Source organism: Paenibacillus sp. FSL W7-1332, assembly GCF_037969785.1.
Lineage (GTDB): Bacteria > Bacillota > Bacilli > Paenibacillales > Paenibacillaceae > Paenibacillus_AQ.
On the sequence record NZ_CP150209.1, the window covers coordinates 5,299,701 to 5,325,970 of the forward strand.

The window sequence follows — 26,270 nt, forward strand, 5'->3', positions numbered from 1 at the left end:
CCATTACCGATGATTAGCGCCGACGGCTTCGGAAATATGGCTGAAGCCATCCCGTGCAAGCAGTTCCCGGAGACCGGAATGAAGCTTGCGGTTCACCTCAGGCCCTTCATAGATAAGTGCTGTATAAATCTCCACCAGGCTTGCGCCTGCGCGTATTTTGTCATAAGCATCACTTGCCGTGAAAATCCCGCCAGACCCGATAATCGGAAGGGCACCGCCGGTCTGCCTGTATATCCGGGATACAATCTCCGTCGAACGGTTACGCAGCGGTTTACCGCTAAGGCCGCCGGTTTCTTTGGCGTTACCGTGCGTCAATCCATCCCGCGATAGTGTCGTATTCGTGGCGATAATGCCGGAAACGCCGCTTGCGCTGATCGTATCCACCATGAATTCCAGTTCCTCATCGCTCACATCCGGCGCAATCTTCACCAGAACGGCCTTCTCGCCTCCATGAATCTTCGCTTGGCGGGACATTTCGTTCTTCACGGCTTCCAGCAGGGATGACAATTCGCTCCCATGCTGAAGGCTGCGCAAGTCCGGCGTGTTCGGGGAACTGATGTTGACAACAAAAAAGTCGCCATACGGAAATAAAGCTTGAATGCAAGCTTCGTAATCACCGTTGGCTTTCTCGTTCGGAGTCGCCTTGTTCTTCCCGATGTTGACGGCAACCGGGATGCGGCGTTCCTTGAGTGCGGACAGCCTCTTTGCCATCGCCTCGGCCCCTTCGTTGTTGAAGCCCATCCGATTGATGAGTGCCTCGTCAGGAGGAAGCCGGAACAATCGCGGCTGTTCATTGCCCGGTTGTCCCTTCGGGGTCACCGTGCCTACTTCCATAAATCCGAAGCCGATGGAGGAGAATCCTTTGACGGCCTGAGCGTTTTTATCCAATCCGGCGGCAAGTCCGACCGGTGTCGGGAAATGAAGCCCGAACAGGTCTACTGCCAAATCCGGTGTTTCGCTAACACCGTACATCCCTCGCATGACAGCGTCTGCGCCAACCACGCCGGAGGCACGTCCAAGGCCGCCAACCACAAGGTGGTGAGCTTTCTCGGGATCGAGTTTGAAAAATATAGGTTTGCCTATGTTGCGGTACAGCACATCCACTCTTCCTCTCATCCAGTTATTTCTCTATCCTTCAGTTTATCCGTTTCTGCCTCAAAAAGAAAGTTCTTCAGCATAAACCGGGCGATCATCCCGGCGAGAAAGCGATATGGCAATTTCGGGACAAACGCCTTACAATAAAGGAAGATTGTACAAATCATTATCACGATCATGAGAGAAAGAGGGGAAGCACATGTCAGCCAAACGTAAACCTCCGACCTTGCAGCAGAAAAAAGAAGAGGTTAATAAGAAGGCCATACTATGGATCAGCTCCGGCATCGCTCTTCTTATTATCCTGATTATTGTTCTGATTGTGATCGCCCAGCCTTAATCCAGCCAGTGATACACCTTGCCCGGGTTGGTCTGCCCCTGGGCAAGCTTGAGCTTGAAGCGATCTTTCGGCGTCCACAGGCCCTCGGGCAGAACCCCTTCCCGAATTTTCACAACGGTTCCCATCGGAACCAGATCAAACAGCTCCTCCACATCCTCCTTAAGCATACGGATACAGCCCTCGGATTCATTCGCTTCGATACTGTCCACGTCCAGCGTACCGTGTATGGCGTACAACGTATCGGAAAGCTGCATTCCCCGCGTTCCATAGGGGCCCTTCGTGGTCCCGTTCGGATTCACAACCTTGTCATTGATATGAAAATCACCCAGCGGCGTTTTCGCTCCCCCGAGCCCGACCGCATAGTTGCGCAGCATGACGGTCCCGCTGACAACGGCTAGCCGATGATGTTTCCGGTCGATGATGACCTGAAGCGGCTGCTCAAAAAAAGGACCCCCATTCGGCGATGTCCCCCAGTATCCCGTCTCTTTCGGATCGTTCCAAGGCGGCTGCTGCCCCGGCTGGTCCTCATGACCGCCTGCTCCTTGGGCCTTATGCTTCATTAAAGCTCCGAACATCTCCTCCATGGCTTTCGATCGGCCGGACAGCCAATTGTTCGGATACGGCTGCGTCAATTCATTCAAGCTTTTAGGCAGGCGCCCATGCCGAGCCTTATACTGGTTGGCCGCTTCCTGCAGCACGGCCGTTTCGACTTGCAGATCCGCCCATTGCCCCGCGCTTCGCTTAAGCTTCGAACTATCCGCAGGCTCGCATTCACACTCCAATGCCGCTCCTTCATATGGCTGGATCGCAATGGCGCCTTTTGCGTCCCGATGCAATCCGTATAAACGCTCCATGTCCTTGCTCCATAACTGCCACTTGCCGGATGGCTTCATCCCCAGTGCAACCGACCAATTCGGCAATTCCTGAGGATGCCGAAGCAATGAGGACAGTGCGCCGGCGGAATCCTTTCCCTGGCCGGAAGCAACGGCGATGTACAGCGGTTCTTTACGCGAATCCCGCTTCTCGTTGTTAGCGGCCGAGGCGGATACGGGTTCATTCGGCGGGAACACATCGGATGCAAAATTCCCCGGAACGGAGCCCGGCGCCTGGGCCGAAGGAAGAAATACGAGCAGCAACAATACCAGCGCAGCAAGCAACCGTCGGGTTCTTTTTCGCCTGCGGTCCTTATCCTTCTCCATCTCCAATAAGCGCTGTTCGTAATTTTTCCATATATCGGACGGAACCTGGCTAAGCTCGAAGGCTTCATAGACCCCCTCCGCCTTGTTATAGCAGTAATTTGCCTTACCCTGTTCGCCGGCCTGCTCATATTCCTTGCCGAGCAGATACCAGGCCATTTTATTATCAGGATGCGTCTCCACATATCTTTTGAGGTACAGCGAATTGTTCATTCGGGAGCCTCCTTTTATGACATTTTTACCTCTATTATCCTGTATATCGGAATATACGCTCCAATTATGTATGAATCGTGGATACGAAAAAACGCCCCCTGCCTTTGTCGGGCAGAGGGCGTCGGTATAAGTTCAAGATGGAATATCAGGGCTCGAGCGGTATTGGTTATTCTGCGTTAAACGGCTCGTCTGCAATCCGAATTGAATCTGTCGGACAGCCGTCGCAGGCATCCAGCATATCGTCATGCATATCTTCCGGAATTTCGGTTACCCCGCGGTTGTTGTCTCCGTCAAAAATGACTTCTGCCAGGCCTTCGTCGTCGTAATCGTAAATGTCGGGTGCCGTTGCGCCGCATGCTCCGCAAGCGATGCAGGTATCTTTATCTACCCAAGTAAACTTCGCCATAGTCTCTCTTCCTCCTGTATATCTATAAACATCTCTATAAACATAGTATAAGCTGACGGTCTCCCGCCACCATCTACATATATTAATACAATTTTTTTAGGAATACAAATAAATTTCCTCACATTTTCCGACAAAATTCAGGTGTGCTCAAAGGATATGGAGTATCTTCAACCAGCAAATAAAGCGATTAATCCCGGTCCGGATCCTGCGAGATCGGCTGATCGGCATTTTTATTATCGTTCCCCAGATCCCTTACAAAATCCATCTGTAAAGATGTTCCTCTCCGCTTATGATTACGGATTAAAGACGACGGATCATCGCCCAGCATGCCAGCGGTCAGCACCGCACTTTCCCCGAATTTATTGCGCAGCTCGTCCATAACCCGGGTCAGCGATTCTTTCTTCGGCTGTTTCTCGTAATCGAACAAATCCAGCTGAATGGCGGACTCCTCCTTAGGGGCAAGCTGCTGGAGCGTAACGCCAAGCAGACGGAGCGGCTTGTCCTGCTTCCAGTGCCGATGATACAGCTCGCACGCTTCCCGGTAAATATCCTCGGTATTTTCCGTCGGAATGGCAAGATGCCTCGACCTGGTGATCGTCTTCATGTCCGGTGTACGCAGCGTGATCTGTATGCCGCCGGTCACAAGACCCTGTCTGCGGAGCCTGCGCGCTACCTGATCGCTCAAATTCAGAAGCACCCTTCTCGCCTCCTCCGCCGATGTAACATCCTGCGGAAGCGTGGTCGTGTGTCCGATCGATTTGCTCTGTTCCCGCTCTGCAACGACAGGAGCATGGTCGATGCCGCTGGCTGCCCGTTTCATCCATGACCCCATCACGCCAAAAGTCGAGGTCAGCAGGCCTTCATCGGCGGCGGCCAGCTGTCCGATCGTCTGGATATTCAGCTTGCGCAGCTTATCGGCTGTCTTGCTCCCGATGCCGAACAGCTCTGCACAAGGTCTGTTCCAGAGCACCTGCGGGACATCCCGTATCCGCAACACGGACAGCCCGTTAGGCTTCTTCATGTCAGATGCCATCTTGGCCAGCAACTTATTGGGAGCAATGCCGACGGAGCAAGGCAGCGACAGCTCCTCGCGAATACGCGCCTGAATTTCGCGGGCGATATCCAAGGGGGTGCCGAACTGCTTCGATCCCGTGATATCCAGGTAACATTCGTCAATCGAAGTCGCTTCCAGCAGCGGCGTATAAGCATAAGCTATATTCATAAATGCATTGGAATACTTGCGGTACAGATGAAAATCCGGCTGGATGATCATCAGGTCCGGGTAAATCCGCAGCGCCTGTCTCACGTTCATTCCTGTGCGTATCCCGAGGGATCGTGCCGCATAGGAGCAAGTAACAATGACGCCTTTTCGCAGCTCGATGCTGCCTGCGACAGCCGTGGGCTTCCCCCGGTAAAGCTCCGGCTCCTCCGCTTCGTGTACCGAACAGTAAAAAGCATTCATATCCACATGTAGTATAACGCGGCCGCTGGCCGGATAATAATTGTCGATATGTCCCACGCAGAATTCCTTCTTTCTTATGATACGGTTCTTCCTAATATCATGCCCCCGTCTTTTCGCAGTCGGGTTGATGATTCTATCATTTCTATGTGTTCCATTATAACTTGTTTAGGACCTTGTGTGCCCTAACGTCTTGTTCGTAGGATCATGATCGCATAACTGCCAGCCTAACGCCTCAAGCATACTGCTCCCCTTAACACGGGTCAAGAATAAGCCCCGCGGGGTAAAGTTTGTTTTTTTACTCTGTTACTTTCCCGCAAAGAAATGTTATAATACAAAATTATAAACAATGCGGTCCAATCCCGGACACCCAAAGGAGGACATCATGTCTAAGTCCATTTCCATCTTTGATACGACACTTCGCGACGGAACCCAAGGCGAAGGAATCAGCTTATCGGCGGACGACAAGGTCAAAATCGCCAAGAAACTCGATGCTCTTGGTGTTCATTATATTGAAGGCGGTATCCCGGGAAGCAACAGCAAGGACATCGAATTTTTCAAAAGAGTCCAGGATCTCGGCTTAACCTCAAAAGTAACCGCCTTTGGCAGCACTCGCCGCAAAGGCTCCATCGCCGATCAGGATGCCAATCTGCTTCGAATTCTGGAATCCGGCGTTTCTGCGGCCACTTTGGTCGGGAAGTCATGGGATTTCCACGTCCACACCGCGCTTCAGACGACACTGGAAGAGAATCTGGCCATGATCTATGATTCCATCGCTTTCCTGAAGCAAAAGGGCCTCGAAGTGATTTTTGATGCCGAGCACTTTTTTGACGGATATAAGAACAATCCCGAATACGCTGTTGCCGTATTGTCCAAGGCTCGGGAGGCAGGTGCTGATTGGCTTGTCATGTGCGATACGAACGGCGGCAGTCTTCCGCACGAGATCTCGAACATCGTGGCATCTTTAGCGGGTCCATTATCTGGCGCTCCGCTCGGCATTCACACCCATAACGATTGCGAGCTTGCTGTTGCCAACACGCTAAGTGCCGTACAGGCAGGTGTCCAGCATGTGCAAGGAACGATGAACGGTTACGGGGAACGCTGCGGGAATGCCAACCTGTGCTCCATCATTCCAAATCTGCAGTTGAAGCTGGGATACGAGTGCATCGGAGACGATAACCTCCGCACGCTGACGAACACCGCACGATATATCAGTGAAATCGCCAACGTCAATATGCCTGTCAACCAGCCGTATGTCGGTAACGCTGCCTTTGCCCATAAGGGAGGCATCCATGTTTCGGCGATCCTGCGCGATTCCAGAACGTACGAGCATATCGAACCGGAGAAAGTCGGAAACAAGCAGCGCGTGCTGGTGTCCGAGCTTGCAGGACAGAGCAACATCGTATCGAAGGCACAAGACATGGGTCTTAACTTTGATCCGGCTAGTGAACAATCCAAGCTTATTATCGGAAAGATCAAGGATCTTGAGCATGAAGGATATCAATTCGAGGGGGCAGACGCTTCCCTGGAGCTGCTGCTTCGAGAAGCGAACGGAGAGTTTAAGGAACTGTTTACCTTCGAATCCTTCAAAATGCTCGTAGAGAAGTCAGCCGGCCAGCCGGTTGTTTCCGAAGCCTTTGTCAAAGTCAACGTTGCCGGTGAGAGCATCTACACCGCAGCGGAAGGCAACGGCCCGGTCAATGCGCTAGACAACGCGCTGCGTAAAGCGCTGGTCCAATACTTCCCGACACTCAAGGAAATGCATCTTGCTGACTATAAGGTACGGGTGCTGGATGACAAGGATGCGACGGCAGCCAAAGTACGGGTGCTCATCGAGTCCAAGAACTTTGAGAACTCCTGGAACACCGTCGGGGTTTCCAGCAACGTCATTGAGGCGAGCTGGGAAGCGCTGGTTGACAGTATGCGTTATGCGCTGCTCGGTCAAATCTCACCGGAGCAGGTACATGAGTCCGCGGCAAGGCAAGGGTTGGTTAATCACTAAGGATGTATCCAATATAAAAAGCGCGTATCCGCCATGTATGCACATGGAGGCCGCGCTTTTTTGGTGTTTCAGCCGCTCTTCGCTTCACAATTAATTCAACAACTTAGCTATCTTTTTGCGAAGATCCTTGGGATCCGGAGCGCCAAGAATGATTTCCTGGATCACGCCGTTTCGATCAATCAGCACATTCGTCGGGAAGACCTGACCTTTATACAGCTCCTCGAACACTTCTCCTTTGGGATCAAGAAGTATTGGATACCGGAGTTCAAAATCCTTAACGAATTGACGCGCTTTCTTCTCATTATCATACTTGGACACGTTCACGCCGTAGATTTCCAGCTCATCTGCATATTCCTCCGCCAGCTTATCGAGCTCCGGGGCTTCTTGTTTGCACGGCTCACACCAAGATGCCCAGAAATTGACAACCATCGCTTTATCGCGCGCTCCGCCGCCGGCATATGTCTTGTCGTCCATCCCCTTCAGGGTGAAGGTAGGGGCAAGCAGTCCGGCTTTGGCGCCTGTCTCCGTCGGGAGCGGCTTCTCCTGCGTGAAGACAGCCTGGATATTGTCGCCGGCTTGGTTATAGATTACAGCGCCTGCCGCTACAACCAGCAGAACGAGGATGATGATGTTTCGTTTCATAGATATAGGTTCCTTTGCTAAACTTAGTTATAGAGGTTGTTCAAAAAGTCCGCTTTTGATAAGAAAACCTCTATCGAGGCCACTTCAAGGATGAGCGACCGCGATGCATAGGTAGGTTTTCTTGCGATATAGAATTTCATCAGTTCCACTGATAACTCATAAATTCTATATCTAACACGAAGCGAATCAGGAAGCAGCTCGGCATCGAATCTTGAATTCAGCCGGGCCTAAGCAGTTGCTTCCGAAGTATGTTTCCTGCGGAAACATTTCAGGTGCTCACGTACCCAAACGTACGCTCCGCTCCTGACGTCCCTAGCTTCATCCAACTGAAGCGTTTTGAAAAAACGCACATCGAAAGCATAAGCTTCGGTGCTGAAAATCGACCTTTTTGAACACGCACTTATAGTCCCTATTGTACCCTGAAACCCTGATCTTTCAAACACGTGATCAACTCTAAAATATAGCCCGGGAGGGAAAAAGATGAACCCGTCTGACATGGCCCTGGAGCAGCTTCTACTGCACGCGGCCGTACAACAGCATATATCGGACTATACGTATGATTGTCTGCCACAGGAGGCTTGTGGTGTCTTTATCGGGCACTCCAGCGCAGCAAGGCGATCAGTAACCGTTACGCAATTTATCCCCATAAAAAATACAGCGGAGTTTCCGCTGCATTCTTTTCATCTGGACCCTGTTCAATGGACCCGCTTGGTGTTAACTGAAAAAGGAATTGTCGGATTGTTTCACAGTCACCCGGATACATTCCCTGAGCCGTCCGGCCAGGATCTGCTGCAGCTTCAGTCCTTCGGCGGATTGCTCCAGGTGTATGCCATCGGATCTCCTGCAGCTCCAAACGCTCCCGATTCAAAACCATTACAGCTTCAAACTTACAAAATTATTCGAGGACAAGAGACCTCAGAATTATTCAGCAATCTGCCGACACATTCCTGGGTGCGGCAGGAATCGGAATTCTATTCCCTCGCCCCGATTCCTTGCAAGATCATAACAGAATAATAAGCTATCGCGGCAACCATCTTATTCGCGGTTACGCCTCGCTTAGATAGACATACAAATCTCCAAGCGTGGTTGCATGGCCGCGCGCCTGAATTTCTTTCATATAATCCGCCCACAGACGGGCAGTCATTCGCGCGTCGGACAGAGCATGATGCCGGCCCTCCACCGGAATGCCGCTGCTCCGCAGCAGCTCATCCAGACTGTAGTCCTTCTGCTCAGGATATAATCTCTGCGCGAGCATCATCGTATCAAGGAGCCGATGGGTTAATCGAACCTTTGACGTCTTCCACAAGGCTGCGTTCAGGAATCCGCGGTCATGCGCAGCGGCATGGGCAACAAGCACCCTGCCTCCTATAAAAGCCATAAAATCATGCAGCCCCTCCATTAAGGGCGGGGCTGCATCAACCATATGCTGCGTAATTCCTGTCAGCTCAGCAATGAATGGGGGAACAGGAGCACCGCTGTTAACAATCATATGAAAGGTTTCGTTCTCGATCACTTGCTCGCCGATGACCTTGATAGCACCGAATGACAAAATTTCATCGCCGTGCTGGTGATTGAACCCCGTCGACTCCAGATCAAACACAACAACCTCCAGCTCGTCCAGCGGGGTACCCAGAACCTCCGGCCTCCGGTTATCCTTCATCTGGGATCGGATGAACGCCAGCTGCTGCGCCGTCTGCGCCCCGCGCATAGAGGCGATGGCAGAATTAAAGTTACCCGAACGGAGGGATCTCCAGAAGCCCCCGTTCGATTGTCCCGGTTCAGTCATGGGTTCCTCCTCTCCGCAAAACGGTGCTCTCGCTGCAATGACCGGTGTATCCGTCTGACCACACCAAGCGTATCGCGAAGCTCGTACTGCATGGTTTTGTTCTTGAGCTGCTCCTGCGGGATATACCCGCTGCTCGTGATCAGCCCGTTCTCCAGCCGATGGGGCGTGTTATTTCTCAGCCGAAGCGCCGTCAAAAAAGCACGCTGCACGCTTTCCAGCAGCAAGTTGCCGCCCTCAAGCAGCATCACCTTCTCCATCCGCTTTTGCGTCGAGGTTTCGATGATGCCTCTTTGGAGCGCCATCGTGCGAATACTGTTTACAAGTGGAATATAAACGCCATACTTTACGTCAAATTCACCGGCATGCTCACCAAACCGCTCCGTTACAATTCGCCCCATGACATTCAGCGTTGCCTTGTGCTTGACCGTATTGCGCAGCACGGCATTGCCGATATTCGGGTTCAACTCGACGGAGCTCCGGAAATGGTCGGCCCATGCCTCCGTTAGCTCGCCATCTCCCGCTATATGACGGAGATCCGAAGCAATGATAAAATTGCGAATCGGCTCCCACTGCTGGTCTCCACACCACTCGCTAATCTGATTTTTCCAATCGCCAAGCTTTTTACTCCATAAAGGTTCGGAACACATCACATTTCCCGAACATTTGGGATAGCCTGCATACTCCAGCAGGTTCGCCAGTCGAAGGCCATATTCCCGAAAGAAGGGAAGCTGTTCCTCCTCCAGCTCATCGCCAATGATCAAACCGTTGTCCTGATCGCTCCACAGCGTAGCTTCCTGCCTTCCGCTGCTGCCAAAAGCAACAAACGCATAACGCGCAGGAGGCCGGCCCAAGCCAGCCTCCCACATGTCCTGCTCACAGATTGCCGCGGCACGCTGTCCAATCAGATCGTGCATCGTATTGACGGATGCGATCCACTCTCTCAGCTCCATGTCATGACGCATCTCGATCAGATGGTTCTGACAAACGATCCGTTCATCTCGTAATTGCTGGGCTGTTGCTGCTGTTTGAATTTCCGAGAATACCGGAAACAGATTTACGGATTTCAGAGGTTTCATGCCGCGGCCTCCTCATTACATAATCAATAACCATTTAGAGTTTTATATTTATAACGCCGTATCGCTTCCAGGTACCCCTTTGCCTCCGGAACGAAACTCTGGTAATTTCCCTTCCGAGTCCGCCAGAAGTTTCATTTGCTCCGGATATCCGTAAGTTCCATGTTCGCTCATATCTAGACCCACTAATTCTTCTTCCTCCGTTACACGGATACCCATCGTAATTTTCATGAGGTACAGAATAATGAATGAGATCACGAGAACGAATGCAAACGTACCGATGAGGCCCAATAACTGAACGCCAAGCTGACCGAAGCCCCCGCCGTAGAACAAACCTTCTTTGCCTACGCCTGTAATTTCAACAAGTCTCGGTGCTGCGAACAAACCGGTGGATACAGCCCCCCACATACCGGCAATACCATGTACGGAGAATGCATATACAGGATCATCAATGCCTTTGCGGTCAAACCACTGTGCCGTAAAGAAGGTAATCGTACCGGCTACTGCACCGATAACAACAGCCGCCCAAGGTTCCACGAATGCACAGGCCCCCGTGATGGCCACAAAAGCAGCAAGAATACCGTTCAGCATGCTAGGAATATCTGCTTTGCCAAGAACCGCCCAAGAGATCAGCAATGCCGCTAGCGCACCTGCCGCAGCCGCGATATTCGTATTTAAAGCCACAAAACCGAAGAAGCCGTCCGTGAGTGCGGAGATGGTGCTGCCTGGATTAAATCCGAACCAACCGATCCAGATGATGAATACGCCGAGCACCGATAATACCTGGTTGTGGCCCGGAATGCTGTTAGGCTTCCCGTCCTTATTATATTTGCCAAGCCGTGGCTTCAGAAGAACGGTAGCCACCAGCGCCGCTGTAGCACCTGTCAAGTGAACGACCGTCGATCCGGCAAAGTCCTGCATACCCAGAGCTCCGAGCCAGCCTCCGCCCCATACCCAGTGAGCAACAATCGGATAAATCACGATGGTGAACAGCAATCCAAACACGATATAGACGCTGAGCTTTGCCCGTTCTGCCATACCACCGCAAGCGATGGCCAAGGATACGGCCGCAAAGGATAAGTGGAACAAAAACATAATGGTTGTCGGCACATCGTAAGCGGACAAGGAATCAAAAGAGCCAGCCGCATTGTCGCCACTTAAGAAAAAACCTTCAAATCCGAAAAAACTGTTCCCGTTGCCGAATGCCAGGCCAAACCCTAGTGCCCAGAAGGCAACGATCGAAATGCCGAAGGTCAGGAATGTTTTGCCTGCAACGTGGCCTGCATTCTTCATACGGACAGATCCGGCTTCCAGCAGTGCGAACCCTGCTTGCATGAAGAATACGAGCAATGCTGCCAAGAATACGAACACGGAGTTCAAACCAGCCGTTAATTCAACGTTCGTGGCTCCCCCATCAGCGGCGAACGCGCTCGCCGGGAATGCAAGCAATGCGATTACTCCCACCATTAAACCTAGCCATCTTTTTCCCATGTTTTACACTCCCCTTAATGTGAACTATTATAACATGACCTTGAATTCATATTGTCATTATAGGGGGGTTAACCAAAATCCGCAACGGTTATTTTCATAAAAAACGAAGTTTGTGTAATATAATCTAACATTAAGTGCATACAGTGCAAATCCTCAAACATCATGTATCGATTAAAAAAACCAGGCTTCAAGATTTTTTGTCACAACTATGACGTTTGACTGTATGGTTCAAGATCATGTATCATATTTCTATTAAAATGAAAATATAAATGCATTCATTAATTTCCAATTCAATGAAAGCTTGTGAGGTGATGAATGATGGGGATCACGAGCGGAAACCTTTTCCGAATCGGTGAGCTGGCCAAAGTTGCCGGAATCAGCGAAAGAACCATTGACTATTATACGAAGCTGGGTTTGATCTCCCCTGAAAAACGGACGTTAAAAAACTACCGGTTGTACAGTTCTGAAACCTTAAGCACTCTCGAACGTATTAATCAGTTAAAGCAAGAGAAATATACTCTCGATGAGATTAAGGAGAGACTTGATCGCTGGAAGTCGGTTCCCGATGATTCCGAAATGACGGAGAAGCTAACCAAGCTCGAAATACAGATGAAACAGCTGGAACGGGATGTGAAGGAACTCAACCCGCTTCTGAGTGAATTAAAGCCAAGTCAAGCCCGGGAAGTACTCGCTAACATTCTTCCTAAAGGGGCTGCTTGCATCGAGTCGCTACAAATCTTGCTGAACCAGTTCACTTCGATGTAATGGTGAAGAACCAAATAACAACTTTGTATGGGGGTATGATACATGTATTCTGACTGGATGTTTATTCTCATTATTATCGCTTTTATATTCTCGCTATGGGCCCAGTTCCGGGTCAAAGGCACGTTTAACAAATGGGCTAAGGTCGAGAACAGCACCGGCATGACAGGATACGATGCTGCCCGGCATATGCTGGATGCCAACGGCCTCCATGATGTGCCGATTGAACCGGTGCCAGGCACACTCTCCGACCACTATGATCCAACCAAACGCGTTGTGCGTTTATCGGAGCCCGTTTATTATGAACGCACGATCTCGGCTGTCTCTGTTGCTTGTCACGAGGTTGGCCATGCGATCCAGCATGCCGAGCACTATCCGATGCTAGTAGCCCGTCACAAAATGTTCCCGGTCGTAAACTTCGCATCGGGTATCGCTCCGTTTCTCTTGATTGCCGGATTCCTGTTCCAAGCCATGAACCTGGTCGGTCTCGGCATCATCTTCTTCTCTTGCGCCGTTGCCTTCCAACTCGTCACCCTGCCAGTCGAGTTTAACGCAAGTAACCGTGCTCGTCAGCTGATGGTTCAAGAAGGCTATATCGCCAATGACGAAGAACGCGGAGTTGCTAAAGTATTGAACGCCGCGGCCTTGACCTATGTCGCTGCAGCTTTGATCTCTCTGCTCGAGTTGATCCGTTATATCATGATCTTTACGAGCAACCGGGAATAACTCAATAAAAACACAACAACAAAGGGCTTTCCTCTCTACCTGGATCGGTGGAGAAGGAAAGCCCTCTTTTTTATATATGTTATTTTTGATTAATGAAGCCAGGTTAGGGAGTTGATGCGTCAGTCCGCATTCCCTTCCTTTTTCGGCGACGGATCAATACCAAAATATTGAAGCAGAAACGCACGGAATGCCTGAGCAACCGGTGGCAGCTTCTCGTCCGCGCGGTGGATCAGACCGATGGAACGCGTTACCTTCGGCTCCGAGATCCGGACGCGTGCCGGCTGCAGAGGATTCGTCTGGAATAGGGCCATTTCAGGAAGCAGGCTGACCCCCATACCGGCCGCAACCAGCCCGCGGATCGTATCCGTTTCCTCGCCTTCAAAAGCAATCTTCGGCGTGAACCCTGCTTCAAGACAGGCATGCCACACAATTGGACGCAAGGAGTAGCCTTTGCTGAACAGCACAAAGCGCTCCTCTTTCAACTGCTCCAGCTTGATGGACTGCTCCCCCGCAAGCGGGTGATTCGGCGGCAGGATCGCAAACAGCTCCTCTGTCAAAACGATATCCCCATCCACTTGATCATGACGATCCGGAAACGGCGACACAAATGCCAGATCCACTTCAGCTCCAACCACGTCCCGGATCAGTGTCGGGAACATCCCCTGCTTGAACCGGAACTTCACGTTCGGATATTTCTTCCGGAATTCAGCCACAATGGACGGAATCAAATGGATGCCCAGGCTGTGTGGGAATCCGATGCGGATCTCTCCCTGTTCCGGGTCCAAAAATTCATGTATCTCGACGACCGCACGGTCCAAGTCCTTCATAATGCTCTCCACCCGTTTGCAAAAAAGCTGGCCTACCGGGGTTAACTGCAGATTCCGGCCTTTTTGCATGAACAAATTAACACCAAGCTCTTCTTCCAACTGATGTATTTGACGGCTGACGGCTGACTGAGCCACATGAAGCTCTTCTGCCGCTTGGGTAACGTGTTCCTTTTGCGCAACCTTTACAAAGTATTGCAACTGTCGTAATTCCACGCCTTTTATCGCTCCATTCTTATTCCCTAGAAGACTTGAAGACTTTATCAAATCATCCAATTCTATTATAACAGACCCTCTAAGGTCCGATTATGTTCGACGTTTAAATAATCGAATCATGAGACCGTAGAGGAAAAATCCGCCTACCAATCCGCCGACATGCGCTACAAGGCTGACCCCTGGGGTAAACGAGAACAGTATCCCCAAAATAAGCAGGGTGAACAGCGTCTTGCGAGACGACTCATCAATGACATGCCGCTGGAACAGGGCGATGTACAGATAAGCGCCATAAGCTCCGTAAATGGCTCCTGAGGCGCCTACAAGGAAGGTATAGTCCTCCATGCGCTCATAATAAGCCAATCCGATTACATTACCGAGAACACCGCTGAGCAGATACAGAATGGCAAACTTCCAGCTCCCCATGATTCTCTCCAGCGGGGGAACAAATACCAGCAGTGCGAAGCCGTTGAACAATACATGATCAAACCCGTTATGCAGAAACATCGCCGTAAAGTATCTCCATGCCTGGTCAACGAATTGCGGCAAATCCGATAAAGCCCCATATTTCAGCAGCGTAACCGGATTTCTGGAACCGCCGTCTAAGGATGTGATCACAAACATCACCAGGTTAATGACAAGCAGCAGCGATGTAACGGGATAATAACGCAAATAACTTTTCCAATTTTCATAACGTACGAATATCATAGCATCCTCCTCATCCTAAACCAGGGCAGGGATGCTCCTAGTGGACATACCCTTTTTAAAAAGATTATAATGTACCATGAACCTGATCACCAAACTTTGATATCCAAGGAGGAGATTTCTCATGGCTCAAGAACGTTCAGGAGCTGCCACTTTCAAAGGCAATCCTATTACACTCATCGGTCCACAGCTCAAGGCTGGTGATGCCGCGCCGGATTTTACAGTGAGCAAAAACCTGCTCGAAGACGTATCTCTTAAGGATTATGCCGGTAAAATCAAGCTGATCAGCGTCGTTCCTTCCCTCGACACCGGGGTATGCGATGCACAGACGCGCCGTTTCAATGAAGAAGCTGCTGGTCTGGGCGATGATGTGGTGATCCTTACGATCAGTGCCGACCTTCCGTTCGCTCAAGCCCGTTGGTGCGGAGCTGCAGGCGTTGACCGGGTCATTACGCTCTCCGACTATAAATCGCGTTCTTTCGGTGAAGCGTATGGCGTGCTCATCAAGGAATTCCAACTCGACATGCGTTCGATCTTCGTCGTGGATACTAACGATACCATCACCTATGTTGAATACCTTGGTGAGATGACGGAGCACCCGAATTACGAAGCCGCGATCGATGCAGTAAAATCTTTGCGGTAACACGCCAAAAGCTACATACACTGCACACTTTTAAAAAGCGGGAGAGCAGCTCTCCCGCTTTTTCTTATTCTACTAAGCATCCACTTTATACTTGCTCAGTTTTTTATCCAGAACAGCGTACAGGTTCAAGATAACCCGGTAGTTCGCTCCCAGATCCCCTAGGGAACCGCGGGAAGCCGAATACATATCAACTGCGCTGCGAACCGGACTGATGCCGAGCACGGATACGGTAATGTCCAGTGTACGTCCAAACGAGGTTCTTTTCTCGAGCGTGATCTCTCCCACGGATTTAACCTCATGCAGAACTTTGTAACCCGGAATTTTTTTCAGTGTCGAGGAAACCTCTTCAAAACACTTTTCTTTTGAAAGATTGTAATAACGCGTCTTCAGCTTGGGATCTTTAGCACGGTCGCTTGTGCCGTCATAGCTGCGCACGATACCAATTAGAACTCGTTTTAATGACAAAGACCGTTCCTCCTTTATAAATGACCGTTCCTTTCCATACTCTAGTTTAACATTGTTTATGCTTTCAGCAAACCTTTATATATAGCAAAAAGGCACCTCTTTCACTTCGAATTCGAAATGAAAGAGGTGCCCATTCATTGACTTAACGAAACCCGCCTATGCCGTCCGGTAAACATTGTCTTCGAACCTGCATTAGCAGGTGGGTGACCGCAGAACCGCTTATGAATTCCCCTTGTCATATAGACAGGGCATTTCAGCCACGATTACGTATAGATCTCCCTAGACATCGTCATTGGTTCAAAACAACGGAAAACCGAAACGAACATCGCAGGATGTAGTCTTATTATAGGGGGTTTTGCCGGAAAAGTAAACCTCGCGTACTAAGGTTTCGATCCGTTCTCTCCCTTTTTGGCAGATTCCATGCTTTCCAGAAGAGCTTGTTCGGTTTCGGACTCCTCTTCCTCCGCTTTCTTCATCTTCTCCTGCTGTTCCTGCATTTTGGTGAAGGTGGCATAGAAATTAAAGAATGCGAACAATGCCATCAGGCAGAACAGGAAGAACACGAACAGCACCGGCATCTGCGTGCCGATATACGCCAAGACAGCGCTTCCGATCAAAGTCGAAAATACGCGAAACGGACGAATCAATGTCAGCAGCACCGCATTTTTTAACAGCTGCGTCGTTTTCATCTCATAATGAACGGTCATGGAGAAGAAATTAAACAGGGAGACAAACAGCACGATAAGCAGCACGAGCATCACAATGCCGACAAGCTGGAAACCATCTAGCTGCGTCATATAAACCGTGTAATCCACGTACATAATCACGAACAGCAGCGTATAAAAAATACCGCCGATCATGCTCTGCTTGTAATTTTCCTTATAACCCTTGAAGAACGTTTTAAATACGGACACGTCCGGATTGCCCATTACCCATTTGCGTACAACGGTAAATAAAGCCGCCGTAGCCGGAAACAAAACAAACGGTGATAATATTCCCAGAACCCAGTTCGACAGCAACTGCTCATTATGCGCATCCGGTGTCTGAACGGCCATTAGGAATTTGGTTAGAACAATAAACAGGAAAGGCGATGTACAAATAACCCACAAGATGTTCGAAAAAGCAATACGGGTAATCCACTCGGTGAGCTTATATAAGCCACCCATGGCTCCTTTCATTTCCAAATCCGTTTCCTCCTCACTCAAATCATGCATGTATCTATTAATATACCTTATTTGGTACATGCATTGCCAGAGCCTAATTTATACGAACCTGGGTGTTTATCCAATCCAGTGCCCCTGTTTCTCCATACGATATCACGTAATCCGTTCAACAAGCTTGAATTTCCAAATTTAAAGAGGAGGGATTATGTATGTCTTGTGAAGGCGGCGGTTACGGCTACGGAAGTAATGTTGGTATTGTCCTGGTTCTGTTCATTCTCCTTGTCATTATTCTCAGCACATTCTACATCTAATGTCTCTTTGAATCATGAAGTGAAACAGATCAGCTTGGTATTGCTCTAAAACTGCGAGTTTAAAGGGGATGCACCCTGGGTGCATCTTCTTTAAACATGAAAAAAGACGAAGCGCGGCTCCACCTGGCGTGGGCAGCTGCTTCGTCTTTTCTGTTTGGTTTCTTCAATCAGAAGAAATTACACGTATATATTATTCGTCTCCGCCCCGGTTAGGACGACGCTCGCCGCCGCTGTAGGAACGAGGTTTACGGTCACCGCTATTGTTGCGGTCACGGTTGTAGCCACCGCCCTCGCGGTTGCCATAACTGCTGCCGCCGCCATCACGGTTGTATCCGCCTTTGGAGTAGCCGCCACGGTTACCACCGCTGCCGCTGCCGCCATCACGGCGATATCCGCCGCCGCTGCTGCGGCCGCCATAGCCACCGCTTGGCTTGCGACCATTGCGGATGTCCGGCTTCCGGCGTTTTGCACGGATCGGATCTTCAGGCGTCAGATGAATATCGGATGCTTCCTTCTTGTCGCCTGTCAGGATTTTCATTGCAGCTGCCAGCAGCTGTACGGAATCGTACTGCTCCAGCAATTGAATCGCAAGACCTTTGTATTCGGTCAATTCACCCTGCTCAATGATTTCAAGCACTCGCTCAGCGATGATACGTTGTTTGCCTTCAATCGCTTCGGCAATCGTTGGCAACGGCTTGCGTGGAATACGATGACGAGTCACACGCTCGATGAAATACAGATGATCCATTTCACGCGGTGTCACGAAAGACCAAGCCGTACCTTCCTTACCCGCACGGCCTGTACGTCCAATACGGTGTACATAACTTTCAGGATCTTGCGGCAAGTCAAAGTTTACAACATGGGTAACGCCGGATACGTCGAGACCGCGTGCTGCCACATCGGTTGCCACGAGGACATCGATGCTTCCGTCACGGAATTTACGCATAACGGTATCGCGTTGGTGCTGGGACAGATCGCCATGAAGACCATCCGCCGAGTACCCGCGTTTTTGCAATGCTTCTGCCAATTCGTCAACACGGCGCTTGGTACGTCCAAAGACGATCGCAAGCTCAGGTGACTCCATATCCAGAAGGCGGCTCAATGCTTCGAATTTTTGACGTTCAGGAACTTCGATATATGCTTGATCGATCAGAGGTGCACTAACGTGCTTAGGAATAACGGATACATGCTCAGGTTCCTTAAGGAACTGGGATGCCAGCTTCTGAATGTTAGCCGGCATAGTTGCGGAGAACAGCAAGGTTTGACGTTCTTCAGGAACAAGCTTCAGGATCGACTGGATGTCTTCCATGAAGCCCATGTCCAGCATTTCATCCGCTTCATCCAATACAACGGTTTGGACATCGTCAAGTCGGATGGTTTTTCTGTTGATGTGGTCAAGTAGACGACCTGGTGTGCCGATAATAATTTGAGGCTTCTTTTTCAAAGCGCGGATCTGACGCCCGATATCCTGTCCGCCATAAATAGCCAAGGAACGGATTCCTTTAAAACGGGACAGTTTACCGATTTCTTCAGCAACCTGGATGGCAAGTTCACGGGTCGGTGTCATAATCAGAGCGACGATACGCTCCTCTTCCTTGGCGATTTTGTGGATAAGAGGAAGGCCGAATGCTGCTGTCTTACCAGTACCCGTCTGTGCTTGTCCAATCATATCCTTGCCGGTCAGAGCAATCGGAATGGATTGGGATTGGATCGGTGTGGCTTCCTCAAAGCCAAGTTCAGTAATTGCTTGCAGCACGCGAGGCTCCAAGCCAAAATCTGCGAAATTTTTCAATAGGTTCATACTCCTTCTATCTGTGGACTTCCACTTTCTTCTCTGTATTCTTAAGTAGTGGTAACGTTTATAGGCTTTCCCGGCCAGCAGGATTTTCTGCACGAGGTGAACCGGTATATTTCTCTTATCACCAGTATGATGACTGGTTAATGTATAATCATCCTGATAAGCTTGCAAAGTTATCAATGTAACGGACTACTCAAGAATATCCAATACATTATATCACAAAACATTTCTGGAATACCAGCAAGCTTAAAGAAGTCATAATAACCGGGAGGTGATTCCTATGTTGAAGCGTCTATGGACCTATTTCTCGATCGTGTTCGGCGGCATCATTATCGCCGGCGGATTTAATTTGTTCCTGATTCCCCATCATCTGCTCAGCGGAGGCGTTTCCGGCGTGGCCCTAATTATCGGCTACTTCACGCCGCTTAATATCAGCGTCATGTATTTTGTGCTCAATATCCCGATTCTTATCACAGGTTGGTTCAAGCTCGGCAAAAGGTTCGTTGGTCTCAGCGTTCTCTCGGTTATTGTGACTACCTTGTTCCTAGAGCTCATTCCGGTCACCCCGGTTGCAACCGACATGCTGCTGTCCTCGGTGTTCGGCGGCGTGCTTGTCGGATTCGGTACCGGCCTCTCCTTTCGGGTTGGCGGTTCCACCGGGGGCTTTGATATTATCGGCTCCCTCGTTACGAAATATCGGGACTTCCCCGTAGGAAGCGTACTCGTGACGCTGAACGCCATCGTCATTATGGCGGTTGCTTATTTGGAAAACGATTGGAACTTGGCCCTTGCCTCCATGGCCTCCATCTATATTGCCGGAAAAATGGTCGATATGCTCCACGTCAGTCATATCAAGGTTACCGTCTTTATTGTAACGAACCAGACGGAAGCCCTGCTGGAGAAGCTGCTTAAGCGCCCACGCGGCATAACCAAGATCAAAACCGAGGGGGCCTTCAGTCATAAAGAAAAGGATATGCTTATGACCGTCACGACGCGATATGAGCTGGCTGAGCTAAAACAGATTATTACAGAGACGGATCCACTGGCCTTTGTTAATATCGTGGAAACCACGGCTGTCATGGGTCAATTCCGCAAGAACTAAATATTTACCACCTGTCAGGGCAAGGTAAATTTGTGGTATAATATTTGTGCGCGGTTCCTACAATATTCATGAGATCTGTTTCCCGGGCATCGCTTTGGCCCAATTTTAATTGTTTTTCCGTTTTACAAAAGAACGTCCTGCCTAACCAATTTGGAAGGAAAGGGTGATTTTTATGGAAATGGAAACGGTAAAATTGTCACAAATCGTCATGAAGTGGTTCCCGGAAATGTTATCGTTCTTTAGACAGAACGAACTAAACTCCATGATCGTTCTTAGGGACGGGCTGAGTATTCTGGAGCAGGAGGACGCTCTTGAAATTATTCAGTTCAGCATTTGCGAGCATCAGAACCAAACGCCGCTTCATTAATTTTTATGCAACACGTGAATATCGCACGACAAGTGCCGTTATTCTCCGGTAAAATTCACCGGTGAGTAACGGCATTTTTTTATGGATAAATGTAAATTCTATAAGCACGTCATTTCCCGCCAGCAGATAAAGCTGCATGTAAACGCTGTCCGCCTTCTTACGGGTAATATATTCCGATGCTAGTCACTCCCCAAGTTCACACGTTGTTCACGACCACCTGCCACAAATGTCGATATTTAGCGTTTAAAACGCCCTTGACCCGTTTAATGAACTAAGTACGCTCACCCGCCGTTTCCAATTTATTGTCGATTGTAACAATCCTGTTCTTTTTGAAGGCATCCGTTCCTTTATAATCATGATGTGAATGTACACAAGGGAGAGAGTAATTATGAATATCATCTTGGCTTTATTCATCTTGGCGTCCGCGGGCTTCGGCGGTTCCAGTCCGCAAGATAACAATCTTACCGCCAAACTTCAGGCATCGTTAAATACCGCCGTGATTCAAAACATGCACCAAAAGAACAATCAAGGTCAGGGCCAATCCGGCATCAAGCCAAACACGACGGAAATCGATCCGCAGATTGACGCTCCCAAAGTCAAAGGCATTTATGTAACGGCTTATAGCGCAGGCGGCTCCAGAATGAATCAGCTCGTGGATCTTATGGACAAGACCGAACTCAATGCCATGGTCATTGACATCAAGGACGATGAAGGATACATAACGTACAAAACCGATAATCCGAAGCTGAAGGAACTCGGTAAATCCCAGCCTTTTATCAAAGACATCAAACAGCTGATGAAGCGGCTGGAGAAACACGATATTTATCCGATCGCCCGAGTTGTCGTGTTCAAGGATACCATTCTTGCCAAGAAAAACCCGGAGCTTTCCTTCCGTAAAGGAGACGGCAGCGTGTGGACCAATGGCGGGGGCGACAGCTTCGTTAACCCGTACAGCAAAGAGGTATGGGATTACAACATCGAGATCGCCAAGGAAGCCGCCAAACTCGGGTTCAAGGAAATCCAGTTTGATTATGTCCGTTTTCCGGAGGGCTTTGAGAAACGCGCCGATTCCCTGAAGTATACCAAAACGGATCAATCGCGCGTGGACGTGGTATCCGATTTTGTGCAGTATGCCCGGGAAGAACTCGCGCCGCTTGGCATCCGCGTATCCGTTGACATCTTCGGCTATGCGGCCTCGGTGCCTGCGGCAGAAGGCATCGGGCAGGACTTCGTCAAAATTTCCAAAAACGTCGATATCATCAGTCCGATGGTATACCCAAGCCATTACACGGCAGGCTGGTTCGGCTCCCCCGTACCGGACAAGGCTCCTTACCAGACCATCAAGGGGTCTATGGAAGATACTCACAAGAAGCTCGAAGAGCTGGGAGAGCAGAAGCCGATCATCCGGCCATGGATTCAGGACTTTACCGCGAGCTGGCTCGGAAGCGGTAATTATGCCAAGTACGGCAAAAAGGAAATCGAAGAGCAGATTCGCGCCCTCAAAGATACAAACGTCGATGAATATTTACTCTGGAATGCTTCCAACCGGTATACGGAAGGCGTCACTCATAAATAATTCAATTATCCATTCGCAAAGGGTCGGCCATCAACATGGCCGGCCCTTTCTGCCTTCAAGCAGTTCAGTGAACTCTCTTGACAGCAGATGCTATGATGATGGGTAGGGCTGGATTGCCCCTTAATCTGTCAAATTGACGCACTCCAATTCAACGATTGGTTGAGTTTTGGGTCGCCGCTCAATAAGCCAGTTATTGTCCCCAACCATAGCAGAACCCTACAATATGGTGGCACCGTCCGAAAACTACAATAAGAAAGGCACATCGCACATGCAACCGACTACGACAACACGGGGAAAGCTGAAGCAATTTGCAATCATTCTTATCCCCATCTTAATTACGCAGCTAGCCTTATCGGCCATTAGCTTTTTCGACACCAACATGTCCGGAAAATTCAGCTCAGTCGACCTTGCAGGCGTAGCAATCGCGACAAGCATCTGGATCCCGGTCCAAACCGGCCTTAGCGGAATTCTGATGGGGATCACCCCCATCGTTTCGCAGCTCATTGGCGGGCGACAAGAAAATAATGTCGCTTACCAAGTGAACCAGGCGCTCTGGCTGTCCATCTTACTTGCCATCGTCGTCCTTGCGATCGGGTATGCCGTTGTACCGAGCATTCTCGGAGCTATGAGCCTGGAGCCGGAAGTTCGGCGGATTGCCTCCCAGTTTCTCGCGGCCATCTCGATCGGCATCATTCCGCTGTTCGCTTATACCGTACTCCGCAGTTTTATTGATGCGCTCGGGCAAACTAAAATTTCCATGGTGATCACGCTGATTACACTGCCGGTGAACGTAGGCCTGAATGCGCTGTTCATTTATGGATTCTGGGGCTTTCCAAGAATGGGGGGCGTGGGCGCCGGCATCGCTTCCGCGATTACATACTGGACCGTGCTCATCATCGCCATCGTGATCATCCATAACAGCCACCCGTTCTCTTCCTTCGGCATCTTCAGGCAGCTTCAGGGAGTTTCATTGAGCGCATGGAAAAGCCTATTAAAAATCGGCGTGCCGATCGGGTTCTCCATCTTTCTGGAGACCGCCGTCTTCGCTGCGGTGACGCTGCTTATGAGCAGCTTTGATACGGCAACGATTGCCGCTCACCAAGCGGCCCTGAATTTCGCTACAACACTGTATATGCTGCCATTAAGCATATGCATGAGTCTCACCATCCTTGTAGGCTTCGAGGCCGGCTCGGGACGAATGAAGGATGCCTGGAAGTACGCGAAACTCGGCATCAGCACAGCCGTTATCCTGTCGCTGATCACGGCTGTCATCCTGTTTATGGCCGGCCGCCAGGTTGCCGGATTATATTCCAACGAGCCTGCCGTCGTGGCGCTGATCCAGCAGTTTCTCCTGTTCGCGATCTTCTTTCAGATCTCGGACGCGATCGCCACGCCGACCCAAGGAGCGCTGCGGGGTTATAAAGACGTGAATGTCGCCTTCATGCTCGCTTTTCTGTCGTTTTGGGTGATTGGTCTGCCCGTAGGTTATATTCTCGCCAACTACACCGATTGGCAAGCCTTCGGCTACTGGATCGGGTTAATCACGGGCCTTGCCGTCGGCGCTGCCCTGATGCTTATGCGTCTGGTCAAAGTTCAGCGCAAGTTCGCACGCCAGGTACATGCTCCATCCCGATCCGCATCCTAACGTCAGCCGAAGAACCTCTAAGAGACAGACCGTATTCTGCGGGAGTTTTTCTTGCGGAATATCGCTGACAGGCCTCTGAAGTTTCTGCTTTCTTACCGCTACAAAAAGACCGTCTACATGCAGAATGCGTTCTGCAATGAGAGACGGTCTTTTTACTGACGTGTGCTGATTTTATTGGGACAACCGCAATGCCAAGTCGTAAAGCTCACGGTTAAATTCTTTCTTCGTGTTAACGACCTTGTCAATATCCGTGAGGACCAGCTCGCCCTTGATGATACCGCATCCTTTATCGGATTGGCCGTCAATCAGACTGCGAACCGCAAAATCGCCAAGACGGCTTGCCAGGTTCCGGTCAAACGGAGTTGGAGCTCCACCGCGCTGGATATGTCCGAGCACCGTTACCCGTGCATCGATCGAGGCATGGCACTCTTTAAGATCACATACGATGTCCTCGCCGCGTCCGACGCCTTCCGCTACGATGATGATACTGTGACGCTTGCCTTTTGCGAAATTCTCGCGCAAACGGGTTGCCACTTCATCAAGGTTGTACTCCACTTCCGGCACCAGAATGGTCTCTGCGCCTGAAGCAAGGCCCGCATGGAGCGCAATGTCGCCGCAGTGGCGTCCCATAACCTCTACAACGGAGGAGCGCGCATGGGAAGACATCGTGTCACGCAATTTATTAACGGCGTCTACAACGACGCTCACAGCTGTATCAAAGCCGATTGTATAGTCCGTATAGGAAATATCGTTATCAATCGTGCCCGGAAGGCCCATGGTTTTGATTCCGAGTTTGCTGAGCTTGTTCGCCCCGTGGTAAGAGCCGTCCCCTCCGATAACGACCAAGCCGTCGATGCCGTGCTGATTCAGAATGTCGGCACCCTTCTGCTGTCCTTCCGCCGTCTTGAACTCTTCACAGCGGGCGGAACGAAGGATCGTGCCTCCGCGCTGGATAATATCCCCTACGCTGCGAAGATCCATTTTGACGATGTCGTTCTCCAGAAGTCCTTGGTAACCACGCTGAATTCCATATACTTCAAGACCATAATACAGACCGCTGCGCACAACGGCGCGAAGCGCCGCGTTCATCCCTTGGGAATCGCCACCACTTGTAAGAACTGCAATTTTTTTAACCTCTGCCATGTTTCTTTTCCTCCTTCAATGTCACTCATGCTTATGCTTGCGAATCCATCGGCTGTTGACGTAGAAAAAAATCCGGGTCATCGGACTCTTCTTCATCAAACGCTTGGATACAGAGCGAACCAGTTGCTGCTCGCTGACTTTTGGATCGGATAAATATAACGCCAGTAACCCCTCAATGATCATACGATGAAAAGGGGTCGAGGGAATTGTTCTGACATCTTTCCGGGCCCACTCAACAATGGAAGCTATCCGGTTCAGCATCGTATCGGCATCTTCGTAATAATTACAAAAGTTCAGATCGCCGCCCAGCCTGTCTTCGTCTTGATCAATAAGATAATCCAGCATAATGTGGAGACTGCATACATTCGGAAAATAAGACGCATGAATGGACGAAGCATCCTCGTCATCCAGAAACGGATCGGTTGCAGCCAAGAATAGCATGAACACGCCCAAGGTTGATCCCGTTGCTGCCGCAAACTCGTTCCACCGCAGATGCGGTGTCCGGTGGGCATGCTGGGACCACCATTCAAGCAATGCCGCTTCCCTCTTATCCGGATGGATGTGCTTGTATACCTGCAAATCGGTATACAGCCCAGCCAAATCCCTTATATAGGGCTTTGCCGCTTCATATCCTGATAATTGACCGATACAATCCCGGCATTTCTGCACAAGACGGAGAAGGTAACCTCCATCCTCCCTTTCGGTCCGGAGGGCGTAATAATCGGCCGGCTCAGTCTCAGGCGAAACGGCATCCAGCATCGACTGATGGAGCTGTCTGAAATCCGCTGGGTCCAGCGAAGTACTACGGTCACATAAATTATCGAGATAATCGCTAATTGTCTGGTAAGCTACAATCAATGGAATGAGAATATGCTTCTCCGGCAGATTGGCTGCGGCATACACCGCGCCGCCCTGGCAGTGAAATCTTTTGGTATCTATACTGGCCAGTGCCTGCTTTTGTAGCTCCTCATCCGGAATTTGCTCAGCCTCCCGGCGCCACTTCTCCAATTCGATTCGCACTTCCGGGAGTATGAATTTGTACACCCGGCTCATCAGCCCGACCGGACTGCGCGGAACCTTACGGCTTAGCTCTTGATTATTCAATGAACTCTGCCTCCACATGGTTG

26 protein-coding genes and 1 other RNA gene are annotated in these 26,270 nt (G+C 50.2%); 11 read left to right on the top strand and 16 right to left on the bottom strand.

The window, feature by feature from the left end:
- Nucleotides 1-3 precede the first annotated feature (3 nt).
- A complete protein-coding gene (locus tag MKX98_RS23965; protein ID WP_194544902.1) occupies nucleotides 4-1,098 on the bottom strand; it encodes a quinone-dependent dihydroorotate dehydrogenase in 1,095 nt (364 codons plus the stop codon).
- Nucleotides 1,099-1,294: 196 nt separating this feature from the next.
- Between MKX98_RS23965 and MKX98_RS23970 the strand changes: the two genes are divergently transcribed.
- The gene (locus MKX98_RS23970; protein ID WP_015736685.1) at nucleotides 1,295-1,432 is read left to right on the top strand and encodes a hypothetical protein; all 138 of its coding nucleotides are present in this window, start codon (nucleotides 1,295-1,297) and stop codon (nucleotides 1,430-1,432) included.
- Here MKX98_RS23970 and MKX98_RS23975 read toward each other — a convergent pair.
- From MKX98_RS23975 to MKX98_RS23985, 3 genes are all read right to left on the bottom strand, one after another.
- Nucleotides 1,429-2,841: a L,D-transpeptidase family protein gene (locus tag MKX98_RS23975; RefSeq protein WP_339218817.1), complete on the bottom strand. Its 1,413-nt coding sequence runs from the start codon at nucleotides 2,839-2,841 to the stop codon at nucleotides 1,429-1,431. The genes MKX98_RS23970 and MKX98_RS23975 overlap by 4 nt on opposite strands.
- A gap of 166 nt (nucleotides 2,842-3,007) precedes the next feature.
- Nucleotides 3,008-3,247 (bottom strand): ferredoxin, encoded by a 240-nt coding sequence (locus tag MKX98_RS23980; protein ID WP_009594795.1) that lies wholly within the window; start codon nucleotides 3,245-3,247, stop codon nucleotides 3,008-3,010.
- Nucleotides 3,248-3,434: 187 nt separating this feature from the next.
- A complete protein-coding gene (locus MKX98_RS23985) occupies nucleotides 3,435-4,766 on the bottom strand; it encodes a DNA polymerase IV (protein WP_194543879.1) in 1,332 nt (443 codons plus the stop codon).
- 325 nt (nucleotides 4,767-5,091) lie between these two features.
- Between MKX98_RS23985 and cimA the strand changes: the two genes are divergently transcribed.
- Nucleotides 5,092-6,708, top strand: a complete 1,617-nt coding sequence (gene cimA, locus MKX98_RS23990; protein ID WP_194543880.1) for a citramalate synthase — start codon at nucleotides 5,092-5,094, stop codon at nucleotides 6,706-6,708.
- 90 nt (nucleotides 6,709-6,798) lie between these two features.
- Here the strand turns inward: cimA and MKX98_RS23995 are convergent, their stop codons facing one another.
- Entirely contained in the window at nucleotides 6,799-7,350 is a 552-nt protein-coding gene (locus tag MKX98_RS23995; RefSeq protein ID WP_194543881.1) for a TlpA disulfide reductase family protein, read from the bottom strand.
- A 480-nt stretch (nucleotides 7,351-7,830) separates the two neighbouring features.
- Here MKX98_RS23995 and MKX98_RS24000 point away from each other — a divergent pair, with 480 nt between their 5' ends.
- Nucleotides 7,831-8,364 carry a Mov34/MPN/PAD-1 family protein gene (locus MKX98_RS24000; protein WP_339218821.1) on the top strand — a complete coding sequence of 178 codons (534 nt, stop codon included), beginning with the start codon at nucleotides 7,831-7,833 and terminating at the stop codon, nucleotides 8,362-8,364.
- A gap of 31 nt (nucleotides 8,365-8,395) precedes the next feature.
- Here MKX98_RS24000 and MKX98_RS24005 read toward each other — a convergent pair whose 3' ends face one another.
- Genes MKX98_RS24005 through MKX98_RS24015 form a run of 3 tightly spaced genes read right to left on the bottom strand, consistent with a single transcriptional unit; the run spans nucleotide 8,396 to nucleotide 11,700 of the window.
- Nucleotides 8,396-9,136 carry a 3'-5' exonuclease gene (locus MKX98_RS24005; protein WP_113060337.1) on the bottom strand — a complete coding sequence of 247 codons (741 nt, stop codon included), beginning with the start codon at nucleotides 9,134-9,136 and terminating at the stop codon, nucleotides 8,396-8,398.
- Entirely contained in the window at nucleotides 9,133-10,212 is a 1,080-nt protein-coding gene (locus MKX98_RS24010) for a DUF294 nucleotidyltransferase-like domain-containing protein (RefSeq protein WP_339218824.1), read from the bottom strand. The genes MKX98_RS24005 and MKX98_RS24010 overlap by 4 nt, the downstream gene beginning before the upstream one ends.
- A gap of 48 nt (nucleotides 10,213-10,260) precedes the next feature.
- Complete coding sequence (locus MKX98_RS24015; protein ID WP_339218825.1) at nucleotides 10,261-11,700, bottom strand: ammonium transporter; 1,440 nt, start codon at nucleotides 11,698-11,700, stop codon at nucleotides 10,261-10,263.
- A 315-nt stretch (nucleotides 11,701-12,015) separates the two neighbouring features.
- Between MKX98_RS24015 and MKX98_RS24020 the strand changes: the two genes are divergently transcribed.
- Entirely contained in the window at nucleotides 12,016-12,465 is a 450-nt protein-coding gene (locus tag MKX98_RS24020; protein ID WP_071223103.1) for a MerR family transcriptional regulator, read from the top strand.
- Nucleotides 12,466-12,507: 42 nt separating this feature from the next.
- On the top strand, nucleotides 12,508-13,188 hold the full coding sequence (locus tag MKX98_RS24025; RefSeq protein WP_009594846.1) for a zinc metallopeptidase: 681 nt from the start codon (nucleotides 12,508-12,510) through the stop codon (nucleotides 13,186-13,188).
- Between the two features lie 119 nt (nucleotides 13,189-13,307).
- Here MKX98_RS24025 and MKX98_RS24030 read toward each other — a convergent pair whose 3' ends face one another.
- Both MKX98_RS24030 and MKX98_RS24035 read right to left on the bottom strand, forming a co-directional pair.
- Nucleotides 13,308-14,228: a LysR family transcriptional regulator gene (locus MKX98_RS24030; protein WP_339218827.1), complete on the bottom strand. Its 921-nt coding sequence runs from the start codon at nucleotides 14,226-14,228 to the stop codon at nucleotides 13,308-13,310.
- Nucleotides 14,229-14,318: 90 nt separating this feature from the next.
- On the bottom strand, nucleotides 14,319-14,933 hold the full coding sequence (locus tag MKX98_RS24035) for a rhomboid family intramembrane serine protease (protein ID WP_194543885.1): 615 nt from the start codon (nucleotides 14,931-14,933) through the stop codon (nucleotides 14,319-14,321).
- Nucleotides 14,934-15,054: 121 nt separating this feature from the next.
- On the opposite strand from MKX98_RS24035, the gene tpx reads away from it, so the two are divergent.
- Nucleotides 15,055-15,573 (top strand): thiol peroxidase, encoded by a 519-nt coding sequence (tpx, locus tag MKX98_RS24040; protein ID WP_071223106.1) that lies wholly within the window; start codon nucleotides 15,055-15,057, stop codon nucleotides 15,571-15,573.
- Nucleotides 15,574-15,645: 72 nt separating this feature from the next.
- Here tpx and MKX98_RS24045 read toward each other — a convergent pair whose 3' ends face one another.
- From MKX98_RS24045 to MKX98_RS24055, 3 genes are all read right to left on the bottom strand, one after another.
- Nucleotides 15,646-16,038 carry a DUF1499 domain-containing protein gene (locus MKX98_RS24045; protein WP_006211699.1) on the bottom strand — a complete coding sequence of 131 codons (393 nt, stop codon included), beginning with the start codon at nucleotides 16,036-16,038 and terminating at the stop codon, nucleotides 15,646-15,648.
- A 145-nt stretch (nucleotides 16,039-16,183) separates the two neighbouring features.
- A non-coding RNA gene (ssrS, locus tag MKX98_RS24050) (6S RNA) lies at nucleotides 16,184-16,375 on the bottom strand.
- Between the two features lie 43 nt (nucleotides 16,376-16,418).
- Nucleotides 16,419-17,222, bottom strand: a complete 804-nt coding sequence (locus MKX98_RS24055; RefSeq protein ID WP_113060342.1) for a DUF624 domain-containing protein — start codon at nucleotides 17,220-17,222, stop codon at nucleotides 16,419-16,421.
- 188 nt (nucleotides 17,223-17,410) lie between these two features.
- Between MKX98_RS24055 and MKX98_RS24060 the strand changes: the two genes are divergently transcribed.
- Nucleotides 17,411-17,512, top strand: a complete 102-nt coding sequence (locus MKX98_RS24060; protein WP_194543886.1) for a sporulation protein YjcZ — start codon at nucleotides 17,411-17,413, stop codon at nucleotides 17,510-17,512.
- Between the two features lie 190 nt (nucleotides 17,513-17,702).
- Here the strand turns inward: MKX98_RS24060 and MKX98_RS24065 are convergent, their stop codons facing one another.
- On the bottom strand, nucleotides 17,703-19,304 hold the full coding sequence (locus tag MKX98_RS24065; protein WP_194543887.1) for a DEAD/DEAH box helicase: 1,602 nt from the start codon (nucleotides 19,302-19,304) through the stop codon (nucleotides 17,703-17,705).
- A gap of 286 nt (nucleotides 19,305-19,590) precedes the next feature.
- Here MKX98_RS24065 and MKX98_RS24070 point away from each other — a divergent pair, with 286 nt between their 5' ends.
- The 4 genes from MKX98_RS24070 to MKX98_RS24085 all read left to right on the top strand — a co-directional run bounded on the left by MKX98_RS24070 (nucleotide 19,591) and on the right by MKX98_RS24085 (nucleotide 24,000).
- Nucleotides 19,591-20,412 (top strand): YitT family protein, encoded by an 822-nt coding sequence (locus MKX98_RS24070; RefSeq protein WP_071223109.1) that lies wholly within the window; start codon nucleotides 19,591-19,593, stop codon nucleotides 20,410-20,412.
- A 172-nt stretch (nucleotides 20,413-20,584) separates the two neighbouring features.
- Entirely contained in the window at nucleotides 20,585-20,779 is a 195-nt protein-coding gene (locus MKX98_RS24075) for a hypothetical protein (protein WP_071223110.1), read from the top strand.
- A gap of 388 nt (nucleotides 20,780-21,167) precedes the next feature.
- Nucleotides 21,168-22,355, top strand: a complete 1,188-nt coding sequence (locus MKX98_RS24080) for a putative glycoside hydrolase (protein ID WP_339218833.1) — start codon at nucleotides 21,168-21,170, stop codon at nucleotides 22,353-22,355.
- Nucleotides 22,356-22,623: 268 nt separating this feature from the next.
- Entirely contained in the window at nucleotides 22,624-24,000 is a 1,377-nt protein-coding gene (locus tag MKX98_RS24085) for an MATE family efflux transporter (RefSeq protein ID WP_339218834.1), read from the top strand.
- Between the two features lie 171 nt (nucleotides 24,001-24,171).
- On the opposite strand, the gene pfkA is transcribed toward MKX98_RS24085, so the two are convergent.
- Together pfkA and MKX98_RS24095 are read right to left on the bottom strand one after the other, a co-directional pair.
- On the bottom strand, nucleotides 24,172-25,143 hold the full coding sequence (pfkA, locus tag MKX98_RS24090) for a 6-phosphofructokinase (RefSeq protein WP_113060346.1): 972 nt from the start codon (nucleotides 25,141-25,143) through the stop codon (nucleotides 24,172-24,174).
- 21 nt (nucleotides 25,144-25,164) lie between these two features.
- On the bottom strand, nucleotides 25,165-26,247 hold the full coding sequence (locus MKX98_RS24095; RefSeq protein ID WP_233355033.1) for a tetraprenyl-beta-curcumene synthase family protein: 1,083 nt from the start codon (nucleotides 26,245-26,247) through the stop codon (nucleotides 25,165-25,167).
- Nucleotides 26,248-26,270 lie beyond the last annotated feature (23 nt).

Coding starts and splice junctions, on each gene's coding strand:
- MKX98_RS23970 (WP_015736685.1), top strand. CDS start 1,295: ATGTCAGCCAAACGTAAACCTCCGACCTTGCAGCAGAAAAAAGAAGAG.
- MKX98_RS23975 (WP_339218817.1), bottom strand. CDS start 2,841: ATGAACAATTCGCTGTACCTCAAAAGATATGTGGAGACGCATCCTGAT.
- MKX98_RS23980 (WP_009594795.1), bottom strand. CDS start 3,247: ATGGCGAAGTTTACTTGGGTAGATAAAGATACCTGCATCGCTTGCGGA.
- cimA (WP_194543880.1), top strand. CDS start 5,092: ATGTCTAAGTCCATTTCCATCTTTGATACGACACTTCGCGACGGAACC.
- MKX98_RS23995 (WP_194543881.1), bottom strand. CDS start 7,350: ATGAAACGAAACATCATCATCCTCGTTCTGCTGGTTGTAGCGGCAGGC.
- MKX98_RS24000 (WP_339218821.1), top strand. CDS start 7,831: ATGAACCCGTCTGACATGGCCCTGGAGCAGCTTCTACTGCACGCGGCC.
- MKX98_RS24005 (WP_113060337.1), bottom strand. CDS start 9,136: ATGACTGAACCGGGACAATCGAACGGGGGCTTCTGGAGATCCCTCCGT.
- MKX98_RS24010 (WP_339218824.1), bottom strand. CDS start 10,212: ATGAAACCTCTGAAATCCGTAAATCTGTTTCCGGTATTCTCGGAAATT.
- MKX98_RS24015 (WP_339218825.1), bottom strand. CDS start 11,700: ATGGGAAAAAGATGGCTAGGTTTAATGGTGGGAGTAATCGCATTGCTT.
- MKX98_RS24020 (WP_071223103.1), top strand. CDS start 12,016: ATGATGGGGATCACGAGCGGAAACCTTTTCCGAATCGGTGAGCTGGCC.
- MKX98_RS24025 (WP_009594846.1), top strand. CDS start 12,508: ATGTATTCTGACTGGATGTTTATTCTCATTATTATCGCTTTTATATTC.
- MKX98_RS24035 (WP_194543885.1), bottom strand. CDS start 14,933: ATGATATTCGTACGTTATGAAAATTGGAAAAGTTATTTGCGTTATTAT.
- tpx (WP_071223106.1), top strand. CDS start 15,055: ATGGCTCAAGAACGTTCAGGAGCTGCCACTTTCAAAGGCAATCCTATT.
- MKX98_RS24060 (WP_194543886.1), top strand. CDS start 17,411: ATGTCTTGTGAAGGCGGCGGTTACGGCTACGGAAGTAATGTTGGTATT.
- MKX98_RS24070 (WP_071223109.1), top strand. CDS start 19,591: ATGTTGAAGCGTCTATGGACCTATTTCTCGATCGTGTTCGGCGGCATC.
- MKX98_RS24075 (WP_071223110.1), top strand. CDS start 20,585: ATGGAAATGGAAACGGTAAAATTGTCACAAATCGTCATGAAGTGGTTC.
- MKX98_RS24080 (WP_339218833.1), top strand. CDS start 21,168: ATGAATATCATCTTGGCTTTATTCATCTTGGCGTCCGCGGGCTTCGGC.
- MKX98_RS24085 (WP_339218834.1), top strand. CDS start 22,624: ATGCAACCGACTACGACAACACGGGGAAAGCTGAAGCAATTTGCAATC.
- pfkA (WP_113060346.1), bottom strand. CDS start 25,143: ATGGCAGAGGTTAAAAAAATTGCAGTTCTTACAAGTGGTGGCGATTCC.